Raw genomic sequence first — 18,914 nt, forward strand, 5'->3', positions numbered from 1 at the left:
GAAATGGACTGGATTCTATTCCCAGCTCTTTTTATGGCATGGGCCGTGGGAGTTAATGATAGTGCAAAAGTAGTTGGCACTGCTGTGGGATCTGGGTTATTGGGGTTTAAGAAGGCTGTTTTTGTTATTGTAGTATTTACAACTATGGGGGCCGTTTTTGGTGGAGGCGGTGTTTCTGGAACTATCAGTGAACTGGCCAAAGGTTTGGATGCCTATTCAATAGGAATAATCCTTTTTAGTGCCGCAGTGGCCGTTACTCTAGCGAGCATAAGAGGGTTACCGATTTCTACAACCCAATCAATCGTGGGAGGATTAGCGGGAGCGGCACTAACATTTAATTTGATGGTAAAGTGGGAGATACTTTTCAAAATAGTGCTTGCATGGGTTTTGTCTCCATTGGCGGCTGCTTTTTTAGCAATCATGGTTTATGAGGTTTATGTAAAGCTCTTTAAGAAAATAAAACAAATTCAGCTCCTTGAGGCAATGTATAAGTGGCTTGTCTTTATAGCAGTTGCATTTTCTGCTTTCAATCTGGGGGCAAATGAGCTCTCTAATGTAGTTGGTTTGATGGAAGCCATAGGTATTGACGGCCCATTTAAGCTCGTTCTTTCCTTGACTCTAGGATTTGGAGCACTAACTTTTAGCCATGAGGTGATCATGAGTATTGGTAAAAAGCTGACACCCCTTGATCCTCTTTCGGCATTTTCATCACAGTTTGCTTCAGCCATAGCAGTGACTACTGCAAATCTTTTTGGTCTTCCAGTTAGCTCAGGTCAGGCAGTTGTGGGAGGGGTAGCGGGGCTTGGTTACCATTTGGGCAACCCCATTAATTGGGGCTTGATTAGAAGCATAGTATTGAGCTGGATTTTTGCTCCATTGATTTCTGGGATTCTAACGTACCTGCTTTTGGGCTTACTTCCGTAGGTTTTTAAACTCAAAAATTTGAAACATTGGTGGTGGAGAAAATGAGTGAGTTTAGATTTGAAATAAAAGCGAGAGATGCTGCTGGAAGAATTGGAAAGATGGAGGTCAATGGTAAAAAACTTGAGACCCCAGCTATAATGCCCGTTGTAAACCCCAAACAGCTCATAGTAACTCCTAAAGAACTGGAACAAATGGGATTTGGCATTATTATCACAAATTCATATATCATATACAAAGATGAAACCCTCAAGGAAAAGGCCCTTGAAAAGGGCATCCATAGACTCTTAGGTTATAATGGCATAATTGAAGTTGATTCCGGAAGTTTTCAGCTCATGAGGTATGGTGGGATAGATGTAACCAATAGGGAAATAATAGAATTCCAACATAGAATTGGGGTAGATATTGGGACTTTTCTTGATATTCCCACTATTCCAGATGCTCCAAGAGAAAAAGCAGAGGATGATCTAAAAATAACTCTGGAAAGAGCAAAAGAGGCCGAGAGAATTAAAGAAATAGCAATGAATGCTGCTATACAGGGTTCAACTTACCCAGATTTGAGAATCCGTGCTGCCAAACAGCTTAGTGAAATGAATTTTGAAGTTCATCCAATCGGCGCAGTGGTTCCCCTAATGGAAGCCTACAGATATCGAGATCTAGTTGATGTTGTTATCGCTTCAAAAATAGGATTAAGGCCAGATAGACCGGTTCACCTTTTTGGAGCAGGCCACCCAATGGTATTTGCGCTGGCTGTGGCAATGGGGGTGGATCTCTTTGATTCAGCAAGTTATGCGCTATATGCAAAAGATGATCGGTATATGACTCCTGAAGGGACAAAAAGGCTCGAAGAACTTGAGTATTTTCCATGCTCATGTCCGGTTTGTTCTAGCTATACTCCACAAGATCTCAAAGAAATGCCTAAAGAGGAGAGAACCAGGCTCTTAGCTCTTCACAATCTTTGGATTATTAGAGAAGAGCTTAATAGGGTAAAACAGGCCGTGAAAGAGGGGACTTTGTGGGAATTGGTGGATGAACGTGCTAGATCCCATCCAAAGATGTTTGCGGCATATAAGAGGCTTTTAAACTATGGGGATTACTTAGAGGAGAATGAACCAGTAACAAAAGCTTCTGCATTTTTCAAAATAAGTGAAGAGATACTGAAAACTCCGGTGCCTTTAAGAGCAAAAATACGAGCTGAAAGAGTCCGTAGAAAATTCCAAAATACCTTAGAACATCCGATTTTTGGTGAAATTCCAAAATATCTGATTTTAACATTTCCGTTTGCACAAAGCGAGGGTGAAGAGGATTTTTCCATAAAAAGGCCAACTAAAGAAGAAGCCCAGTTATATGTTCAGGCAGTTGCTGAATACCAGTTTGGTGAAGGAGCTTCTGAGGCATTTAAAGATGTTTTTGTAGAACTTTCGAGAAAAACAGGGATGCCAAGGCAGATAAAAGCTAAAGGACAACATGTAGCAACATTTAGAGCTGATGACGGCTTTTTAACTTTAGGAATTGAAGGAGCCAAAAGACTTCATGCCATTCTTCCATATCCTAGAATGAGAGTTATAGTTAATGATGATGCGGAACCATTTGCAAAGAAAGGTAAGAGCGTATTTGCCAAGTTTGTGATTGGTGCAGATGAAAGGATAAGACCTTATGATGAGGTTTTGGTTGTTAATAAAAACGATGAACTTCTAGCAACTGGTCAGAGCTTATTAAATGGTAGAGAACTCAAAGTTTTTCAACAGGGATTGGCAATAAAAGTTAGACGTGGGATAGAGAAGTGAGCCCCTTTCTGGCCTTTTAACACAATCTTTTTATTTTTGTAATAGGTAATTAAAAAGAGGTGGAAATATGGCTAAAGTCGGTATTGTTTATGGAGAATCTAGTACTGATTATTTCACTTTTATCGTTGACCCTCAAAACATGCCTAACTTTGGGGAATTTGTGGTGGTTAAGAATAGAAATGGAGATGAAGTTCTAGCCGTTGTTAAAGGGGTTAGGAACATCAACTGGCTCATGGGTGTAGGAAAAGGGAGTTATGATTATATTGAAAAAACTGTAAACGTATTTTCTAAGGGTGTTCTCGATAAAAGCGAGTCAATAATTGCCAGTGCTAAAGTTTTAGGGGTTCTCAGAACTAAGGAGGATATAGAAAATGGAAACTTTGAATTCAGGCAGAGGCCAAATAGAGTTCCGATAAAACCTGGTGAGGTTGTAGAGCGAGCCAAAGATGAAGATTTAGAGAGAATATTTTCCAATGGTCATATAAAAATTGGTCGACTTTTAGCTAGAGAGAATGTTGAGGTAGGATTGGATGTAAATAAGCTTGTTTCAAGGCATTTTGCTGTTTTGGCCGTCACTGGTGCGGGTAAATCAAACACCATAGCAGTGCTTTCAAAGGAAATTGTAGACAACACAAAAGGTACTATTGTAATTTTGGATCCTCATGGAGAGTATTCAAGACTGTCATGGAAAAATGCAAAAGTTAATACTATAAAGGCCACTATAGATCCAGCAAAAATAAAGGTGAGTGAGTTTGCAACACTTCTCGGTGTTGCAGAGAACGCTTCACTCCAAAGAAGATTTTTAAGCTTAGCTTATTACACTGTTAAGTGGGAAGCGAGAAATTCATCAAAAATTTTGGGTGGAATTGCTTTTGTAGATGCATTAGAACAAAAAATTGAAGAATGGATCAGGGCATATGAGAGTAGGGAGAGAGGGGAGGATGTCGTCATCAATTATTATGATCCTCAAGGTAATTTGCTTCCTAGAAAAATTCAGTCTAAAGACTTGGATTCTTTAATAAGGTTAAAAGATTATCTCCAAGAGCTTAAAGCCAATTTTAGGGAGTTTATAAAGCTGGGGAACATACTATCGGAAATCACCCCGGCCATGGTCAATGTTATAGATTTAAGTGGTATGGAAGAGGATCAAATGATTGCGTTGGCCTCTTATCTGTTAAGAGGAATCTTGAAGTATCGTGTAAGATATATGAAGGCAGTAAACATGGGAGACTCTCCAAAAATAAAGGAAACTAAAGAAAAGTTTCCAGCACTAACAAAACCAATCCTTGTTATAGTCGAAGAGGCCCATATTTTCGCACCCCGTGAATACAAAACCCAAGCCGCCCACTGGTTAGGCAAAATAGCTAGAGAAGGGAGAAAATTCGGTATAGGCTTGGGAATAGTCTCTCAAAGACCCAAAAAACTTGATGATGACATATTGAGCCAAACAAATACAAAAATAATCCTTCGTTTGGTTGAACCACATGACCAAAGGTACGTGCAGCAAGCAAGCGAACAGATAAGTGAAGATTTACTTTTAGATATAGCATCGCTTGGGATTGGTGAAGCAGTCATTGTGGGGTTTGCAATACCATTGCCGGCCATGGTGAAGATATACAGCTTTAAAGAAGATTTTAACGGTTATTACGGTGGCGGTGATATTGATATTGTGAAAGAATGGGGAGAGATAGAAGAAGAAAGTGAAATAAACTTGGAAGATCTTGCAGGTGAATGATAATGAAATTTGCCCATATAGCAGACCCTCATCTTGGGAGGGAACAGTTTCAGCAACCTTTTAGATATAGAGATTATCTTGAGGCATTTAAGCAGGCCATAGAAAGGGCAATAGAAGAGAAGGTTGATTTTATCCTTCTTGCAGGTGATCTCTTTCACGTTAGTAAACCTTCCCCTAGGGCTATCAGGGATGCGGTGGAAGTATTGGGTGTTGCAAAGAAAAAAGATATACCAATTTTTGCAATAGAAGGAAACCATGACAAGACAATAAGGGAAACTTCAATCTATGACTTACTTGAACACTTAGGCCTGATTTACACCATAGGAATAAAGAAAACTCCAAGAGAGGGTGAGTTTCAGAGGAGCATTAAAAAGGGGAATTTATATCTTGTTTATGGAGTTTTTGGAGATATTGAGATTTACGGATTAAGGCATAACAACAGGTGGCAACTTATCAAAAATGGTCAGAATATATTGAAGACTCTTTTCAAAGGACGACCCAATTCGATCTTAATGCTCCATCAGGCCATTGATTATCTCGCCGAAGGTACACCGTATAAAGATGCTTTTGATTTAAAGCTTAGTGAAATACCCGATGGGTTTGGATATTATGCATTGGGCCATATTCACATGAAAAAAGAACTTAAGAAAGGAGAAAGTGGGCTTTCAGGGGATATTATATATCCCGGTTCTCTGGAAAGAACTGAAATTAGAGAGGCGAGTCACAGGATAGTTTATGATAGGAAGCTAACTCTTAAAAAGCTTGAAGAGAATATTAAGGGTTTTTACATTGTTGAAGACTTTGAACCTCAATTTGTAGAGATAAATACTCGGCCGTTCTACAACGTTCTAATAAAGGGAAATTCCAAATCAGAACTTAAAAATAAGGTCTCTGAGATTAAAAATTATGTTGAAAGGGATAGTATAGTCATTATAACTCTTGAAGGGGTTGTTAGAGGGGGAGTTCATGTAAATGAGTTCTATGACCTTCTGAAGGATTGGGAGCTGGCATATTACAATTTCAATAATAGAGTGTCCTCAGAGGCTATAGGAGTGGATCCAACGAAAACCGTTGACGAGCTTTTAGATGAGATATTATCTGATTTTGAGAAAGAAGTATTCTCACAGCTTGTTAGCGAACCAAAGTATTTTTCAGAGGAACTTGATAATTTTGTTGTTTGGTTAATGGACAAGTACAAGCATTCCAAAATCTCAGAGAAAAAGGGGTCTGGTGAGGAAAAGGCCGAAGATGAAAAAGAAAAGAGCAGACCCAAACCAAAACCACCGAAAGTTGGTACAATCGATGCGTGGCTTGGAATGAGGTGAGAAAAATGAGGATAAGATCCCTTAAAATAAAAAATTTTAGAGCTCATGAAAATTCTCATGTGGAGTTTAATGATGGAATTAATTTGATAATCGGCCAGAATGGTTCTGGAAAGAGTTCAATTCTTGAAGCAGTATTTGCTAGCCTTTATTTAGGCCATGGGAGTTTTCCAAGAGGATATAAAAAAGTAAATACAAGAATTGGAAAATCTGGGTTTGAACTCGTTTTGAAGTTTGAGCATAATGGAAAAAATTATGAAATTGTTAGGAAATCCAATGGAGAGAGCTATCTGAAAGAAAATGGAGGAGTTTTACACGAGAAGGATAGTGACATAGCTAGATGGAGTGAGAGATATCTTTATCCCCTCCATGTGTTTAGAAATGCCTTATATATAAGACAGGGAGAAATAGAAAACATTCTTGTTGATGAGGATGTGAGGGAAAAGGTCCTCAGAAAAGTGTTAGGAATTGAGGATTTTGAAAATAGTGCTAACAATGCCCAGGAAGTCCTTAGAGAATTAAGAAAGAAAAGAGAATATCTGGAGAAGTTAATTCAGGCTTCAGGAGATATCCAAAATAAAATTAAAGAACAAGAGAAAAGACTTGGGGAGGTTATACATAAGATCAATGAACTCAGAAAGAAAGAAATTGAAACAGCAGAGAAGCTTTCTGCAGTCTCTAAAAGATACGAAGAACTCAAGGAGATTAAGGAAATATTAACCCAAAAGGAAAAAGAAAAACTCTCAGTTGAAGGTTCAATGAAGAAGCTCGAGGCGGATATAAAAAATACTAGAGATAGAATTGCAGAACTTGAAAAAGAACTCAGGGTCTTGAGGGATAAAGAAGGTCGTTTAAAGGAGATAGAATGGGTGAAAAAAGAATATGAAACATTAAATGCTCTAATGGTAAAAAGAAAAGAGCTGCAGGAAATTGAATTAAGAAAAAGCCGTTTAGAGGAAAGAATCAAAGTCTTGCAAAAGCAAATACAAGAACTTGAGTCAAAATCTGAAGAGCTTGAAGAGACTAAGAAACTTGAAAAAAAGCTTTTAGATGATTATAATGTGCTAAAAACATTTGCAGAAACTTATGATATGGTGCGACAGCTGGTTGTTGAGAAGGAGAAGTACTCAACGGAGCTTGAGAAGGCAGGTTATACCAAGGAAAAACTTGTTAATGAAATTAAAAATGTTGAAAAGGCAAAAAAAGAGTTGAAAGAGGTTGAAGATAAGATTCTCACGTTAAAAGGCGAACTTAATGGACTGGATAAAATTGAGAAGAGCTTGAGAGATAATGTATCAAAGTTAGAGGGAGCAAAAGAATGTCCTCTCTGTAAGAGGCCAATAGAGGAGCATGAAGAAGGAGAAATTAAGAGAGAATACACTGCCGAACTTGCCAAGATTGAAAAGAAAAAGGAAGAGATTGCTGAAGCGCTGAGAAAAGCTTTGAAAAGAAAAACAGAGCTTGAAAAAATCAGGAATAATGAAAGTAAGCTTATTAAACTTCACAAGACTCTTGAATTCTTGGAAAATGTTGAAAGCAAACTTGAAAAATATAACATCGAAGAACTAAAGAAGAAAACTGAAGAGTTTGAGAAGGTAAGAGAAAGAGTCATTGAAGTAAAGAAGGAAATAATTAGAGTAAACAAGGAATTAGAAAAACTGAATGAGTTTAAAAATGAGAAAGAAACTCTTCTGCGGAAATTAGGGGATCTTGAAAGAAAAAAGGCAGAGGTTTTGCATGAAATTGAAGAAAAGGGTTTTGAATCTTTTGAGGATGTGGAAAAGAGACTAAAAGAGTTGGAGCCTCTCTACAAGGAGTATATATCTCTCAGTAATGTTCCACAAGAAATCCAAATCCGGGAAAAAAGGCAAGAGTTGCTTGAAACAACGCTTAAAGATAAGGAAAAAGACCTTAATCTAACTAAAAATGTATTTAAAATGCTTTCTAAGGAGATAGAAGAATTAAAAGTCAGATTCACCGTAGAGGAATTTGAGAAGATCAGCAAGGAATATCTTTCTTTGTCCAGTCTGCATGCTGCTGTACTTAAGGAGATTGAAGGGAATGAAAACCTAAAAGAAGAAGTTGCCAGGAATTTAGAGGATTTAAAAAGACAATTAGAAGCAATTAAGAAGGCCAAAGAAGAATCGGAGCTTATAGAAAAAATGATGGCAGATATGAAAGTTTTAAGAGAAAAACTGCTTAAGCTAAAAGCAGAAGCTGAAAGGAGAGGTTTAAGTGAAGTGGAGAGGGTTGCCAGTGAACTTTTCTCTGATATGACGGAGAGAAAGTATCAGGGAATAAAAATCATTAGAGAAAAAAAGTTTGGCAGGGAGAGGATAAGGATAGTTGTTCTTTACCAAGGGCAAGAAGAGGAGATTGATTTCTTAAGTGGTGGGGAGAGAATTGCTTTGGGGCTATCCTTTAGATTGGCTCTGTCTCTTTACAAAGTTAAAAACATGGAACTTCTGATTTTAGATGAACCAACTCCATTCTTAGATGAAGAGAGGAGGAAAAAACTGGTTGAGATAATAACCCAGCACTTGAGAAAAATCCCACAGGTGATAATAGTATCGCATGATGAAGAACTTAAAGATGCTGCTGATTATGTGATTAGGGTTTCTCTTATCGGGGGAAAGAGCAACGTAGAGGTGGAAAGCCTTGGCACGTATTAGTCAGAGTCACTTGGATGATGTAAAGAGGTATTTGGACTCTCAATGGATGAGGATAGATGAATTAAAGAAACTGGTAATTGAGGCCGGTTACTATTGGAAGGAATTTCCACCTGCAAAAGAAGCAAAAGTTTTTGCTGTTGATGGAAGTAGGATGGTAAAGAGGCTCAGTGGGGCGATAGTTTATGGGGTTTCTTCAGTTTCTATAGGTGATGATATATTACAGTGGCATGAAATAGGCCTTGTTTCTCCTTATAAACACGTGGATGAAAGGATAAGACTGCACATGGAAATGCTTGAAAACAGAATTGGAGCCATGACATTTGAACTCAAAGGGGCCGATCTCATTTTAATGGATGGAACTTTAAGCGGCTCCATAGCTAGACCCCCCGCTTATTTGGAGAGCAGCACCCGACAGTTTTATGAAGAAGATAAAATTGGGACTATAAACACTGTCAAGGCCTTTTTGGAACTTTTAGAATCTGAATGGGATAAATGGAAAGAAAGTCTCGAAGAAGAAGGAGTTATAAATTATTCCACAGTAGTAGCAAGGCGAGAAGAAATTTTTGAGCACCTGAAGTCTTATGTAGTTGAAAAGGAATTTCTTGAAAAGATAGAGAATAATCCGAATTACAAAGAGGATTTTATAATATTCTTGGAGTATCTTGAATATTTACACTCAATAGACAAGCTCTTAAACGGTACTGTGGCCTTTGTGGCAAAAACTTTCTACACTGATGATATAATAAAACAGGTTACTGAAGGGAAGGAAGAGAGTAAATACGCTTTAATACCAGATGTTCCAGTAATTGATTCCATCTCAAAAAAACGAGGGTATATGAAATTTAAATATAGAGAATCTAGAAAATGGGCCCTTCCCGAAGTTATCCAAAGAGCTGTGGGGGGCAAATATCTACAGAGGGTTGTGGAACTTTTCCCCAAAGAAGGAAACCCCGTACAGAATATACAGCCGGCCTATGTGAGATTTATGGATAATGGTGTTATCTACCTTCTTGAGACTACAAACTTAACTGATGAACTTCTATCTGCAATACTTTCTGTTGCGGAGGATGAGTATATAATACCACTCGAGTATGCCCATCACACTGTGGTTATAAAGAAGCAAGAATTTGATACATATGTGGATGCGATTCTTAATGCTCTGGTTGGAGAAGACCCCAAATATCTAGCATTTTTGAGGTATGGGAGAGAGCCATTGGAATAAGTTTTTTGGGAAAATAAAAGGTTGGTTTCCACATCAATAAGATTAAAAACTTGAAAACTCAATATTTAAACATGAGTGTATCTTCGAGAGATTTCATACCAAGGAAGATACCATTGAGTTTCATTGTAGTACGGCCTGCTACACTTTTTGACCTAAGTGAAATAATGCGCATTGAAAGGCAATCCTTCAGAGAGCAATATCCTCGTGGGTTATTCATGATGTTTCTTGATTCAAATCGTGAGACTTTTCTAGTTGCGGAGTACAGTGGGCAAGTGGTTGGTTATGTGATGGGTTACATAAGGCCAGATATGGAAGGTCATATAATGAGTATAGCAGTTGACCCCCTTTACAGGGGAAATGGAATAGGAAGATTATTAATGGAGGCGGTTATAGATAGATTAATAAAGCGAGGGGCCAGGTACATAGGTCTAGAAGTTAGGGTTAGTAATAAGGGAGCGATAAAACTCTACGAAAAGTTAGGATTCAAAAAGATGAAGATTATACGGGGCTATTATTCAGATGGAGAGGACGCTTATTACATGATGCTGGATCTGAACACATGGGGGGGCAAAAGTTGACCGAATTTAAATTTTATCTCAGTGGTGAGAGAGTTTTCAGCACAATGGAAAGTGCTTTAAATAAGCTTTACAACAAAAGACATTACGGAGAAGTTGTTAATGGAAAGCTATTCTTATCTTTAATTGAAGCCGCATATCTTCTTGAAAAAGAGTGGATTAAGGTTTTTGATGGAGAGAAAGAATTGACTCTTGAAGAGGTTTTTGAACTAGGCAGAAAAAAAGATGAACAGTTTGATCTAAAGTTTTTAGTATACAAGGACCTTAGGGACAGGGGATACACAGTTAAAACCGCCCTTAAATATGGTTCTCACTTTAGGGTTTATCGAAAAGGTATGGAAGATCACGCTGATTGGTTAATCTGGGTAGTAAACGAGAGTCAAAGGATGTATCCCAATGAATTAACGGCAAGGGTCAGGGTTGCTCATGGGGTTAGGAAAAAAATGGTTTTGGCTGTAGTGGATGAAGATAACGATGTAGTTTACTATCAGGTTGGGAGAATAAAGTTTTAGGGCGATTTCTACTTCTTGAGGTTCTCCGAGAAAAGTAAAATATCTCTAATCTTTTCTCCAAAAGGAAAAATAAAGGATAAGAAATCACTTTAAGAATCCAGTCTTCTTTCCTAGGTCCTCGAATGCGTCTATGACATATTGTAAGTCCTCTTTTGAATGAGCAGCTGAGGGCTCGAGTCTTATTCTTGCTGTTCCAAGGGGGACAGTTGGGTAAACTATAGCTTGAGCGAAGATGTTGTATTCTTCATAGAGTCTCTTACTGAACTCCTGCGCCCGCTTCTCTTCATACAGCATTACTGGAGTAATTGGGTGTTTTGTATTTCCTAAGTCGTATCCCAAGTCACGAAGTCCTTTTTGGAGGAAGTTGGTGTTGTCCCATAACTTCTTAACTAGCTCATCGCTGTGTTGGAGTATTTCAACGGAGGCTATTGCGGCTGCAACATCGGGTGGATTCAAGGCGGAGGAGAACAAGAACGGCCTTCCTCTTTGTCTTAGATAATCTATAGCTTCCTCGGGACCAGCTACATATCCACCAATGACACCAAAAGCCTTGCTTAGTGTTCCCATCTCAAAATCAACTCTGTCATGGAGGTTGAAGTGGTCAACTATTCCCCTTCCACTGTCACCAAGAACACCTTCACCATGAGCATCATCCACATAGACTATCGCATCATACTGCTCTGCCAATTCGGCTATCTCCGGTAGCGGAGCTAAGTCGCCATCCATGCTGAATACTCCATCAGTGACTATAAGCTTCTTTTTCTTGTCTTTAACTTCTTCGAGTCTCTTTTTGAGGTCTTCCATGTTAAGGTGCTTGTAAATAACTTTTTCAGCACCGCTTAATCTCATACCATCTATGATGCTCGCGTGATTGAGTTCTTCACTCACGAAAACTCCATCTTCGCCTTTCTTGATTAACGCACTTAATGCACCAAGGTTTGCATTGTAACCGCTTTGGAAGAGAATGGCTGCTTCTCTCTTCTTAAATTTAGCCAATTTTTCCTCAAGCTCCACGTGAAGTTCCATAGTCCCGGCGATAGTTCTAACGGCACCAGCACCAACACCATAATCAAGAATGGCTCTTATTGCTGCTTCTTTAATTTTTGGGTGTGCAGCAAGGCCAAGATAGTTGTTAGAACACATGTTGAGAACTTTCTTCCCATCAACAACAACCCAGGGGCCTTGAGAACTTTGCAGTACTCTAATCCTTACGTAAAGGCCTTTTTCTTTAAGTTCATTAAGTTCTTCAGTAATCCAATCAAGCTTTGCCATAGGCACCACCAAGTAGAATATTCATGTTTCATGCCTATAAAAGTTTTTCATGCTGAAATCCTCAATGGAATCAGAATTGTATAAATAATTGGTTTTCTTTATAGTTATCGAGATGATCTGTGTTTTGATTCTAATCTTAAAACAAATCTTTAAGTAAGATTAGACCTCTCAAGATGTGAGATCTGGGGATAGTCCAAAGAGTTTAAATATCTGCTTGAGTATAAAGAGTTTAGTTCACGATAATAGGTGATTGTCATGGTTGAGGAGGTAAAAGAGGTTAAGGAAGTTAAAATTCTTGAAAAACCGTGGGTTGAGAAGTACAGACCTGAGAGGCTTGATGACATTGTTGGTCAAGACCATATAGTAAAGAGACTCAAGCATTATGTTAAGACGGCTTCAATGCCGCATCTTCTCTTCGCAGGGCCGCCTGGCACCGGAAAGACGACTAGTTCGCTGGCTTTAGCACGAGAACTCTTTGGAGAGCACTGGAGACATAATTTTCTCGAATTAAACGCCTCTGTTTCCAAAGATACCCCAATACTTGTGAGAATCAACGGTCGGGTTATGAGGACAACCTTTGCCGAGCTTGACAAACTCTATTTCAATGAGAGCGATGGCGAGGTTGCCTACAAAGATGCATCCAACCTTGAGGTCCTCACGGTTGACGAAAACTACTGCGTCAAGTGGGCTCAAGTAAGCAAGATAATCCGCCACCACGTTCCCGTTATACTTCACGTCCATCTTGAAGGCGGAGGAAAGCTTGAACTGACTGGAAACCACTCCGTTATGGTCCTAACCGAGAACGGTCTTGAAACTGTGAAGGCGAGCGAGCTGAAGGAGGGTACAATCTTACTCAGCTTCACCACTAACATTGAAGGTTTTCTCGACGTTCTCGACATGAGTGACTATAGTATTAAGGAGAGTGCGAGGACGAGAACCTTCAAGGGGCTTTCGGTTGATGAAGAGCTTTCCTACATTTTTGGTCTTTATGCGGCTGAAGGAGCTGTCGGCTTCAATGGTAACACCTCCGGTCAGGTGATATATACCCTTGGAAGCCACGAGGGTCAACTGATAGAGCGCATTAAGGCCTTTGTGGAGAATCTCGGCGTCAGCGTTTACGAGAACTACACGAGTTCTGGCTTTGACCGCTCAAGGAAGAGCGCCTACCAGTTCCGGCTCCTCAACACCCAGCTTGCTAGGTTCTTCGAGGAGAGCTTCTACGACGGAAACGGCAGGAGAGCAAACAACAAGAGGCTTCCGGGTTTCGTCTTCGAGTTTCCAATTCGAGAAAGGATAGCCTTCCTTAAAGGTCTCGCAGATGGTGATGGAACCGGCGAATGGGGCGGGGTAATCAGAGTCTCCTCAGTCTCAAGGGATTTGCTGATAGACACAGTATGGCTCGCGAGGGTTTCAGGAATCGAGGCAAGCCTCTTCGAGAGGGAGGCGAGGCTTATCTGGAAGGGCGGAATGAAGTGGAGCAAGGCCGAACTCCTCCCAGCCGAGCCGATAGTTAAGATGCTTGAAGCAATAGAGAATGCTATCGAGGGTAACTGGCGCTACGAGTTCAGACACCAGCTCTACGAGGGTAAAAAACGTGTCAGGAAGGCAACTTTGAGAAAGGCCATAGAGATGGTAAACGAGGAGAAACTGGACGAAAAGGGCAAGAGAATCCTCGAAGTACTAAAGAAGCTCGCCAACACAGATTTGCATGCCCTCCTGGTAAGGAAGATCGAGCTCGTTGAGTACAATGATTTTGTCTACGACGTCAGCGTTCCGGGCAACGAGATGTTCTTCGCAGGTGAAATACCTGTTCTCCTCCACAACTCGGATGAGCGGGGGATAAACGTAATCAGAGAGAAAGTAAAGGAGTTTGCAAGAACAAAGCCTATTGGAGGAGTAAGTTTCAAGATAATATTCCTGGATGAGGCCGATGCTTTAACTCAAGACGCTCAACAAGCCTTAAGAAGAACAATGGAAATGTTCTCAAGCAATGTTCGCTTTATCTTGAGTTGCAACTATTCCTCCAAGATCATTGAGCCCATTCAGAGTAGATGTGCGATATTCCGCTTTAGACCACTAAAAGATGAGGATGTTGCAAGGAGACTCAAATACATAGCTGAAAACGAAGGGCTTGAGCTGACTGAGGAGGGTCTTCAAGCTATACTTTATGTAGCTGAAGGAGATTTAAGACGAGCAATAAATGTTCTCCAAGCCGCGGCTGCATTAGATACGAGGATAACGGACGAGAACGTCTTCCTCGTCGCGAGCAGGGCCAGACCAGAAGACGTTAGGGAAATGATGCTCCTAGCGTTGGAAGGGAACTTCCTCAAAGCTAGGGACAAGCTCAGGGAAATACTCTTAAAGCAAGGTTTGAGTGGAGAGGATGTTCTCATACAGATGCACAAAGAGGTGTTTAACCTCCCAATAAGTGAACCAAAGAAGGTTGCCTTAGCAGATAAGATTGGTGAATACAACTTTAGACTTGTTGAAGGTTCCAATGAGATGATTCAACTTGAGGCGTTACTTGCCCAATTCACATTGCTTGGCAAGGATTAGGTGAGTTCAAATGCTCCCTTGGACTGAGAAGTATAGGCCAAAGAGACTTGTGGATATTGTTAACCAGGATAAGGCCTTAGAAAAGATTAAACCATGGATTGAAGAATGGCTCCATGGAATTCCTAAAAAGAAGGCTCTTCTCTTGGCGGGGCCTCCAGGTAGTGGGAAAACCACTACAGTGTATGCATTGGCAAATGAATATAAATTTGAGGTAATTGAACTCAATGCAAGTGATGACAGGACTTTCGGGAAAATAGAGCGCTATCTTAACGCTGCATATACAATGGACGTTTTTGGGAGGAGAAGGAAGCTCATCTTCTTGGATGAGGTTGATAACATAGAACCAAGTGGGGCCAAAGAAATAGCCAAGCTTATAGGTAAAGCGCAGAATCCAATAATGATGTCCGCCAACAGATACTGGGAAGTCCCGATAGAAATAAGGAATAAAGCGGAAATCGTGCAGTATAAGAGGTTAAGCCAGAGAGATATTTTAAAGGCACTATTTAGAATAACTAAAGCTGAAGGCATTTTTGTTCCTAAGGAAGTTCTTCAAATGATTGCCCAGAGAGCAAGAGGTGATTTAAGAGCGGCTATAAATGACCTCCAAACTGTTGTAAGTGGTGGAGTAGAGGATGCAGAACTTATTTTAGCTTATAGGGATGTTGAAAAATCTATCTTTGAAGCATTAGGTGCCATATTTGCAACCGACAACACCAAGAGGGCCAAAATGGCCATTGTGAATCTGGATAATACTCCGGATGAAATTCTCCTTTGGTTAGATGAGAATATCCCCTATGTTTATTACAAACCTGAGGACATTGCGAAGGCTTATGATACTATTAGTAGAGCTGATATCTATTTAGGGCGGGCCAAAAGAACAGGAAATTATGGACTTTGGAAATATGCCATGGATATGATGACCGCTGGAGTTGCAGTGGCCGGCATTAAAAAGAAAGGATTCATAAGATTTTATCCTCCAAAAACCCTTAGTATATTGAGGGATACAAAAGAGGAACGTTCTATTAGAGATTCAATAGTGAAAAAAATAATGAAAGGAATGCACATGAGCAAACTCGAGGCTATTGAAACCATGCGAATATTTAAGTCAATATTTAGCAGTAATTTAGATGTAGCTTCCCATATAGCAGTTTTCTTAGAATTAGGGGATAAAGAAATCGAATTTTTGACTGAAGATAAAGAGAAAGTAGGTAAAATAAAGGGAAAAATGCTCTCAATCCATAAAAAACTTAAAGAAGTGAAAACTGAGCTTGAAATTAGAGTTGAAGAGGTAATGGAAAAAATAGAAAGAGTAGAGGAGGATACCAGAGAAAAAGAGGAAGTAAAAGAAGAAGTGGAAATAGAAGAGCCTGAAGAGAGTAAAGAAGAGGATTTAGGGTCTAAAGATCAAATTACAGAAGAGAAAAAAGACAAGAAAGGCAAACAGGTCACTTTGTTTGATTTCTTAAAGAAGTGAGCTTACTCCTTTTGTTTTTGATCTTTTAGTAGAGTTTAATATCAGCGCATACTTTAAACACATGTGGTTTATAATCAGAAACCTTTCTTACTTTTATTTCACATTTTTTTCCAAGTTCTCTGCATTCCCGGTAAATTTTCTCCTTGAATTTTCTTATCTCGTTCTCATGAACAAAATCATAATAATGAACCCATTCCTCCGCTTTTTCTAAGGCTAGTCTTAGAGCATTAACCCCTTTTGGAGTGGGGCTTATTACCCTATCAAAAGTCTCCAGTTTAGGGCCAACTTCAAATACATTTCCCTTGATTAGATGTATTCTTCCTTTAAGTTTGTCTTTGTTCAGCTTGAGATTCTCAAGACCGAGTTTTACTGCCTCTTCATTAAGCTCTACTGTAGTTATATCTACATTTTTATATCTTGCAATTACAAGAGCATATGGGAGAACACCAGCAAACATCAGAAATATTTTCTCGCCATCTTTAACCGTTTGGGCAAGTCTGTAACGTTCTCCCTTCATTCTTGGGTTAAAGAAAACTCTGCTGAGGTCGACCTTTATTTTTATTCCGTTTTCTTTATGTATCGTGGTCAGTCTCTTTTCTCCCCAAATTATTGAGTATCTTCGGATCCTAAATGCTCCAGTGTGGAATCCTTTTTTTGCTACAACCTTAAGAAATGGATATACCCTCCGGAGGCCCTCCACTATCTCTTTTTCTCTGTGTTCAATTTCCGGAGGAATTTGGATTACTGCGATGTCTCCGATTATATCATAGCGCCTTAAGTAGGATAATTCCTCATTTGTAAACTTTTCCTTTAAGAAACTCTCGAGATTTTTGTATATCTGTCTCTCCGGACGCATGGGGAGTTCAACGTCGACCACTTCAAATCCCAAATTTTGTGCTTTTTTTGGATCTGTTATGGGGAATAGTATGTAATTTTTTACTCTTTGTGGCCGTCGCTTTCCGTCATAAATCTCCTCTTTCTTTAGGAGTTTCTTTATTTTTTCGGCTTCATTCTTTTTTACTTTCACCGCTGGCATCTTTTTCTCCCTCTATGGCTGAAACAAGAAGTTTTTCATAAATTTCTCTAGTGAGGTCTTCTTCGGATTTTTGTTCAAACTCCTTTAGGAGGATTGATTCTTGAGATTTTTCGAGGATGTTAGATGATAGATATAGGATTAAAAGTGAGTTAGTGGAGATTATGTAGTCTTTGATTGAAAAGAGAAATTTTGCAACGGAATTGAAATCATTGTACAGTATGAGGTATTCAATTCCCTCAAAGTACACAACTGATTTTCCCCCTTTTTCTTTTAAAAATCTGAGGGTAGTGTCTTGTAGCACATGGAGCTTTGAAGGGTCAGTGCTATCATTCGTTTCTATTCTACTTAGCCAAACAAATTTATCTGGTTCTATTTGGTATTTTTTCACCCATAATTCTTTTTGCATTCTACTTATGGCAAGCAATCCGTTTGAGTGTCTCACCAGGAATGTTAACCCTTTAGGGGTTGGGGGCTTTTTAAACACATATGCCCCACTTATAGGTAAAGTTGCTTTTCTTTCCTTTTTTGATAAGTTCCCTATTTTTGTCTTTTGAGATTCTGATTTTTGAATGCGTAGATAATAAGTAACAGATAACACCATATGTAGGTATGATAGGGTGTAACATATGGCTTCTATAACCCATAACTGAATTTTAGTTAGGGAATCGAGTATAACGGCAGTTGAGCCTATAGTAAACAAGAGTGTAGAAACTAAAAAAGTTCTAGCTAGACTTTTTCCAGGTTCTTGTAGTCCTTTATAATAATTTAATGCTTTTATAGTAAGAACTCCCCCCATTATTGTAAGAAATGATCCCGCTAGAACTCCAGGGATATTCAAGTACACATTATCACCATAAGGGGAGTACCTCCAACTTATTTAAATATCTTTCACTTCCAGTATGGCTCTCGCATAAGGATCGCCTTTTTAAAAATCTCAATAATCTCTCCCTCGCTAGCACCGTTTCTTATTGGGGTTATTACATCTATTAAATCATCTCTCTTTAGAAGGCATGTTTTTAAATGCCCGGTTGATGTTAGTCTTATCCTTGTACAGTTGGCACAAAAAATAGTATTATGCATTGACCTTACAACCTCAACTTCTGCTGTACCATATCTTGTTGGTATGAAGTATTTTTTCCTTCTATGCATCTTACGTTCTTTTATTTTTATAGCTATCTTTTCAAACTCTTCTTCCAGTGGTTTTAGGGAGTAAAAGTACTTCTTGAAAAACCAGGAATTTTCCATCTCTCTGGGGACTTCAATTTCAATAAGCTGAAGAATTGCTCCTTTTTTAGCTGTGTAGTCTATCATATCCCAGATTTCATTATCATTGAGGCCTTTCATAACCACCATGTTGAGCTTAACGGGATAGAAAAGTTCGACTGCAGTATTTATTCCATCCAGTACTTGTGATAGGGAGTCAAAACCGGTTATCTGTTTGTACTTTTCTTTGTCTAACGTATCTAAGCTAATATTGACCCTGTCAAGTCCTGCATCTTTTAAAGCCCTTCCTAGACTTTTTATGGTTGTCCCATTAGTGGTCATGGAGAGGTCAACTACATATGGTTTGATTCTCCTTACTATTTCCACCACATCATTCCTTATAGTAGGTTCTCCACCTGTTAACTTCACCTTTCTTATCCCTAACTTTGAAGCTATTTTGACGATTATTTCTATCTCTTCTGGACTCATTTCTTGAAAATCGAGTGTTTGTCCTTCTCTATGGCAGTAAAAACAGTTTAGGTTGCATTCATTGGTGAGTGAAATTCTTAAATTGGTGACTGGTCTTCCAAAGCGATCTACCAATGTCATAGTTTTCCCTCTGATAAT

General features: G+C 39.2%; 14 protein-coding genes. 10 read left to right on the top strand and 4 right to left on the bottom strand.

Features of this window, described 5'->3' with window-relative positions; all coding sequences use genetic code 11:
• Positions 1–3 precede the first annotated feature (3 nt).
• The 8 genes from TSIB_RS00460 to endA all read left to right on the top strand — a co-directional run bounded on the left by TSIB_RS00460 (position 4) and on the right by endA (position 10,746).
• Positions 4–924 (top strand): inorganic phosphate transporter, encoded by a 921-nt coding sequence (locus tag TSIB_RS00460; protein ID WP_012766121.1) that lies wholly within the window; start codon positions 4–6, stop codon positions 922–924.
• A gap of 41 nt (positions 925–965) precedes the next feature.
• Positions 966–2,708, top strand: a complete 1,743-nt coding sequence (gene tgtA, locus TSIB_RS00465) for a tRNA guanosine(15) transglycosylase TgtA (RefSeq protein WP_048160107.1) — start codon at positions 966–968, stop codon at positions 2,706–2,708.
• Positions 2,709–2,775: 67 nt separating this feature from the next.
• Positions 2,776–4,443, top strand: a complete 1,668-nt coding sequence (locus TSIB_RS00470; protein WP_012766123.1) for an ATP-binding protein — start codon at positions 2,776–2,778, stop codon at positions 4,441–4,443.
• Positions 4,440–5,768: a metallophosphoesterase family protein gene (locus TSIB_RS00475; protein WP_012766124.1), complete on the top strand. Its 1,329-nt coding sequence runs from the start codon at positions 4,440–4,442 to the stop codon at positions 5,766–5,768. Before TSIB_RS00470 ends, TSIB_RS00475 begins: the two co-directional genes overlap by 4 nt.
• Before the next feature lie 5 nt (positions 5,769–5,773).
• Positions 5,774–8,437 (top strand): DNA double-strand break repair ATPase Rad50, encoded by a 2,664-nt coding sequence (rad50, locus tag TSIB_RS00480; RefSeq protein WP_048160109.1) that lies wholly within the window; start codon positions 5,774–5,776, stop codon positions 8,435–8,437.
• The gene (locus TSIB_RS00485; RefSeq protein ID WP_048160110.1) at positions 8,424–9,659 is read left to right on the top strand and encodes a DNA double-strand break repair nuclease NurA; all 1,236 of its coding nucleotides are present in this window, start codon (positions 8,424–8,426) and stop codon (positions 9,657–9,659) included. The genes rad50 and TSIB_RS00485 overlap by 14 nt, the downstream gene beginning before the upstream one ends.
• 71 nt (positions 9,660–9,730) lie before the next feature.
• Entirely contained in the window at positions 9,731–10,237 is a 507-nt protein-coding gene (gene rimI / locus TSIB_RS00490; protein WP_048160739.1) for a ribosomal protein S18-alanine N-acetyltransferase, read from the top strand.
• The gene (gene endA / locus TSIB_RS00495) at positions 10,219–10,746 is read left to right on the top strand and encodes a tRNA-intron lyase (RefSeq protein WP_012766128.1); all 528 of its coding nucleotides are present in this window, start codon (positions 10,219–10,221) and stop codon (positions 10,744–10,746) included. The genes rimI and endA overlap by 19 nt, the downstream gene beginning before the upstream one ends.
• An 84-nt stretch (positions 10,747–10,830) precedes the next feature.
• Here endA and TSIB_RS00500 read toward each other — a convergent pair whose 3' ends face one another.
• Positions 10,831–12,018: a glycine C-acetyltransferase gene (locus TSIB_RS00500; RefSeq protein WP_012766129.1), complete on the bottom strand. Its 1,188-nt coding sequence runs from the start codon at positions 12,016–12,018 to the stop codon at positions 10,831–10,833.
• 255 nt (positions 12,019–12,273) lie between these two features.
• Here TSIB_RS00500 and TSIB_RS00505 point away from each other — a divergent pair, with 255 nt between their 5' ends.
• Both TSIB_RS00505 and TSIB_RS00510 read left to right on the top strand, forming a co-directional pair.
• Positions 12,274–14,574 (top strand): replication factor C small subunit, encoded by a 2,301-nt coding sequence (locus TSIB_RS00505; RefSeq protein ID WP_012766130.1) that lies wholly within the window; start codon positions 12,274–12,276, stop codon positions 14,572–14,574.
• Between the two features lie 10 nt (positions 14,575–14,584).
• The gene (locus tag TSIB_RS00510) at positions 14,585–16,048 is read left to right on the top strand and encodes a replication factor C large subunit (protein WP_012766131.1); all 1,464 of its coding nucleotides are present in this window, start codon (positions 14,585–14,587) and stop codon (positions 16,046–16,048) included.
• A gap of 25 nt (positions 16,049–16,073) precedes the next feature.
• On the opposite strand, the gene taw22 is transcribed toward TSIB_RS00510, so the two are convergent.
• Genes taw22 through moaA form a run of 3 tightly spaced genes read right to left on the bottom strand, consistent with a single transcriptional unit; the run spans position 16,074 to position 18,896 of the window.
• Complete coding sequence (gene taw22 / locus TSIB_RS00515; RefSeq protein WP_048160111.1) at positions 16,074–17,084, bottom strand: tRNA (guanine(37)-N1)/4-demethylwyosine(37)-methyltransferase Taw22; 1,011 nt, start codon at positions 17,082–17,084, stop codon at positions 16,074–16,076.
• Positions 17,056–17,928 carry a DUF835 domain-containing protein gene (locus TSIB_RS00520; RefSeq protein ID WP_012766133.1) on the bottom strand — a complete coding sequence of 291 codons (873 nt, stop codon included), beginning with the start codon at positions 17,926–17,928 and terminating at the stop codon, positions 17,056–17,058. The genes taw22 and TSIB_RS00520 overlap by 29 nt, the downstream gene beginning before the upstream one ends.
• Positions 17,929–17,972: 44 nt before the next feature.
• Complete coding sequence (moaA, locus tag TSIB_RS00525) at positions 17,973–18,896, bottom strand: GTP 3',8-cyclase MoaA (protein ID WP_048160112.1); 924 nt, start codon at positions 18,894–18,896, stop codon at positions 17,973–17,975.
• Positions 18,897–18,914 lie beyond the last annotated feature (18 nt).

The sequence above is a fragment of the Thermococcus sibiricus MM 739 genome (genome assembly GCF_000022545.1).
Taxonomy (GTDB): Archaea; Methanobacteriota_B; Thermococci; order Thermococcales; family Thermococcaceae; genus Thermococcus_A; species Thermococcus_A sibiricus.